This is a genomic window from Acinetobacter sp. YH12151, from assembly GCF_013418355.1.
GTDB lineage: Bacteria > Pseudomonadota > Gammaproteobacteria > Pseudomonadales > Moraxellaceae > Acinetobacter > Acinetobacter pseudolwoffii.
Map to the genome: position 1 here is coordinate 1 of NZ_VPCG01000098.1, position 3,143 is coordinate 3,143.

Here is a 3,143-nt window from a genome sequence, read left to right on the forward strand (position 1 = left end):
CATTTTTAAGAATAATGGACGAGGAACGCCAACAAGTCGTTTAAATTCCCCATCATTAAATCTAGTTAAATTTTCATATTTCATGGGACTAGTATAAACAATTTTTTACTTTCGCAAGAGGTCTAATTAATCAATGAGAATGAAAACCACTTATAAAAAAATGCCGATTTTAAGCTGTTTTTTTGATAAAAAATGCCAAATAGCTTTAATGATTCCTTTCTGTTTGCAAGCTTTTGAGAGCAGCCAACAAACCGTCAGCTACTTTGAATATAAAGAAATGGCCAATCAGGCCTGTGTATAGATAGAGTACTGAGGAAGAAAAACCTCCAGAATCTTGTAGTGTCCTGCATGATCGAAATAATTCAAAAATGACTCAAGCAGATAAAAATAAATATATTTACAGCTGAAATACAATGTTTTAGCGTTAATTCAACTAGAATCAGGAAAGTAGGAAATGCTCCTGATCTCAGGATTCAGCATGTATATATGCTGTTGCAGCATATTATGAAGAGCTGCTGATCTAGAGAAAATTGCATCTCCTCCATAAACTTAAAACAAGTGAATACCAATCCTTGATGGAAAAACCTATGCAATGTCCTAAATGTGGTTCCACTGACATCGAACAGCGTGATCACGAACAGAATTTAAAGAAAATTGGTGGCATTCTCATGAGCTCGGCCGGTGCCACTGCGGGTACAGTCGGTGGTGCCGCTTCTGGCGCATCCGTTGGCGCAGCGATTGGTACTGTTGCTGGCCCCTTAGGTGTAATTTTAGGTGGGACAGTGGGTACTTTTGTCGGGGCAATCAGTGTTGGCATTACCGGTGGCGTAATAGGGAATTTCCTCGGCAAAAAAGCCGGGATTTCCGTCGACCGTAATTTATTCTTGGATTATCAATGTTTAAAATGCAAACATAGATTTATTCAAAAAGATCAAAAAGATCAAAAAGATCAAAAAGATCAAAAAGATCAAAAAGATCAAAAAGATCAAAAAGAAGATTAATATCATGAAGGAAATGAAGTGAGTGAGTTCTTCATTTCCTTCTGAGTTAATGCTTAAGACTGATTGAGTTTTAAAGCCACTTCAGCCAGTCGTTTGCCCTGTACTTCGCACAAAACTTTTTCATCTGGGCTTAAACCCTGATCATGCCGTGGGCCACTGACATGACTGGCACCGTACGGCGTACCGCCAGTCTTGGTATTGGACAAGGCAGCTGTAGCATTACTGAGCCCCATAATCATCATACCGTGGTGGAATAATGGTGGCAGCATAGTCAACAAGGTACTTTCCTGTCCGCCATGCATGGAACCCGATGCGGTAAAGACACAGGCCGGCTTACCGTGCAGCGCGCCATTCAGCCATAGACTGGTGGTCTGATCCCAAAAGTATTTCATTTCTGAGGCCATATTGCCAAAACGGGTCGGTGAACCTAAGGCCAAGCCAGAACACTGGGCCAAATCCTCTAAACTGCAATAAATATCTCCTTCTGCCGGAATACTCGGCTCGGCTACGGTTACGACGCTAGAAATATTCGGGACAGTCCGAATTTTTACCGCCATTCCTGTCGATTCAACGCCATTGGCTATCAGATGTGCCATTTCTTTCGTTGAGCCATATTTGCTGTAATATAAAACAAGAACATAAGGTTGCATGAGGCTTCTTATTCATTACTTAAAAAAATAAAACTATACGATATTCTGTAACTTTTTTGGTTAAGCTAATGGATGAAAATTCATGATGATTAAAAAAATTGAGATTGGATGCACATGATTGTTGAGTATTTAAAAAAGTTACCCTTTTATGAGAAACACTGGTTTCAGTTTATTTTATTCGTACTCCGACGCTTTGAAGCAGACCGTTGTCGTGAGCAAGCCGGTTCCCTGACCTATACTACGCTTTTCGCAGTCGTGCCGATGTTGACGGTTTTCTTGGTCATTATTTCATCGATTAAAGCCTTAGAGCCTGCACGACAACAATTGCAACAGCTGATCTACAGTAACTTTCTACCCAAAACCACGATTGCCTTTGATAAAGCGCTGAATGCCTTTACCGATAAATCCAGTAATTTAACCGTGATTGGTATCCTGTTTTTATTCATTACGACCGTATTGATGCTCACCAGTATCGAAACGGCCTTTAACCGAATTTGGCGAGTGACTCAGACCCGAGGTGGAATTATCGGGTTTATGCGCTACTGGACTATCATTTCGCTGGGACCGATTTTACTGGGTAGTGCCTTCGTCATTTCATCAACCGTGGCTTCCATGAGTGTCCTCAGCAATAACTTTGCCGGGTATGAACTTAATGGTGCTTTTGTCCTCTGGGCCATTTCCTTTTCTCTGACCGTACTCGGATTTTTCATTCTCAACTGGACCATCCCCAATCGCAGTGTGCCACTCAAGTCTGCATTTATTGCCGGCCTATTTAGTGCAGTGGTGTTTGAGCTGCTTAAAAACCTGTTCGGTTTTGTGATGTCAAACTTTACCAGTTATGAGATTGTCTATGGTGCATTCGCCGCTGTGCCGATCTTTCTACTGTGGATTTATTTATCCTGGAATATTGTCTTACTCGGCGTTGAGATCAGTTATGCCCTGACGGCCTTTGAGTCTGGTCAGGATCATAAACGTCACCCAATCATCATGCTGCTGGATCTATTAGAGCTGTTTCATAAAAAGCAAAAAACTGGTGAGAGCATTAGTGAAGTAGAAGCATTAGATGCTTTGGGTCGTGATGAAATTGGTCGCTGGCCAAACTATGTGAGCATGTTTGAAAAACAAAATCTGATCAAACGTACCGATGACAATGAATATGTCTTGGTACGTGATCTGGATCAGGTGAGTTTTTGGGACTTTTATCTGCAACTTCCTTATCCATTGCCACGTAAGCATCACTTCACCGAGGCACATACCGAGGAAATCTGGATGCAGAAATTCTCGCCTAAGCTACAGGAAACCGATCAATATCTGGAAGAAAAGCTGAGTTTTCCACTTTCCGAATTGTTCCGGAATAAATAATCCGGTGGTGTTTCAAAAAGTATGCTGAAAAAAAGCAGGTTGGATTTTGATAAAATAGAGAAATGCGAATAACTCTAGAAATCAAGTGTCCAGCCTGCCTAAGTGACAGTATAAAGAAAAATGGCACAAA

The 3,143-nt window shown here is 41.2% G+C and carries 4 protein-coding genes and 1 pseudogene; 3 read left to right on the forward strand and 2 right to left on the reverse strand.

What is annotated here, in order from left to right; genetic code table 11:
* A pseudogene (locus FTU82_RS15835) lies at positions 1–84 on the reverse strand (IS5/IS1182 family transposase); the annotation flags it as partial.
* Between the two features lie 49 nt (positions 85–133).
* Between FTU82_RS15835 and FTU82_RS15840 the strand changes: the two are divergent.
* Both FTU82_RS15840 and FTU82_RS15845 read left to right on the forward strand, forming a co-directional pair.
* Positions 134–301, forward strand: coding sequence for a hypothetical protein (locus FTU82_RS15840; protein ID WP_180101641.1), 168 nt, complete (start codon positions 134–136; stop codon positions 299–301).
* A gap of 286 nt (positions 302–587) precedes the next feature.
* The gene (locus FTU82_RS15845) at positions 588–1,001 is read left to right on the forward strand and encodes a hypothetical protein (protein WP_180083437.1); all 414 of its coding nucleotides are present in this window, start codon (positions 588–590) and stop codon (positions 999–1,001) included.
* Positions 1,002–1,054: 53 nt separating this feature from the next.
* Here FTU82_RS15845 and wrbA read toward each other — a convergent pair whose 3' ends face one another.
* Positions 1,055–1,651: an NAD(P)H:quinone oxidoreductase gene (gene wrbA, locus FTU82_RS15850; RefSeq protein ID WP_180001125.1), complete on the reverse strand. Its 597-nt coding sequence runs from the start codon at positions 1,649–1,651 to the stop codon at positions 1,055–1,057.
* 114 nt (positions 1,652–1,765) lie between these two features.
* Here wrbA and FTU82_RS15855 point away from each other — a divergent pair, with 114 nt between their 5' ends.
* Positions 1,766–3,013 carry a YihY family inner membrane protein gene (locus FTU82_RS15855; RefSeq protein ID WP_180101643.1) on the forward strand — a complete coding sequence of 416 codons (1,248 nt, stop codon included), beginning with the start codon at positions 1,766–1,768 and terminating at the stop codon, positions 3,011–3,013.
* Positions 3,014–3,143: the final 130 nt, after the last annotated feature.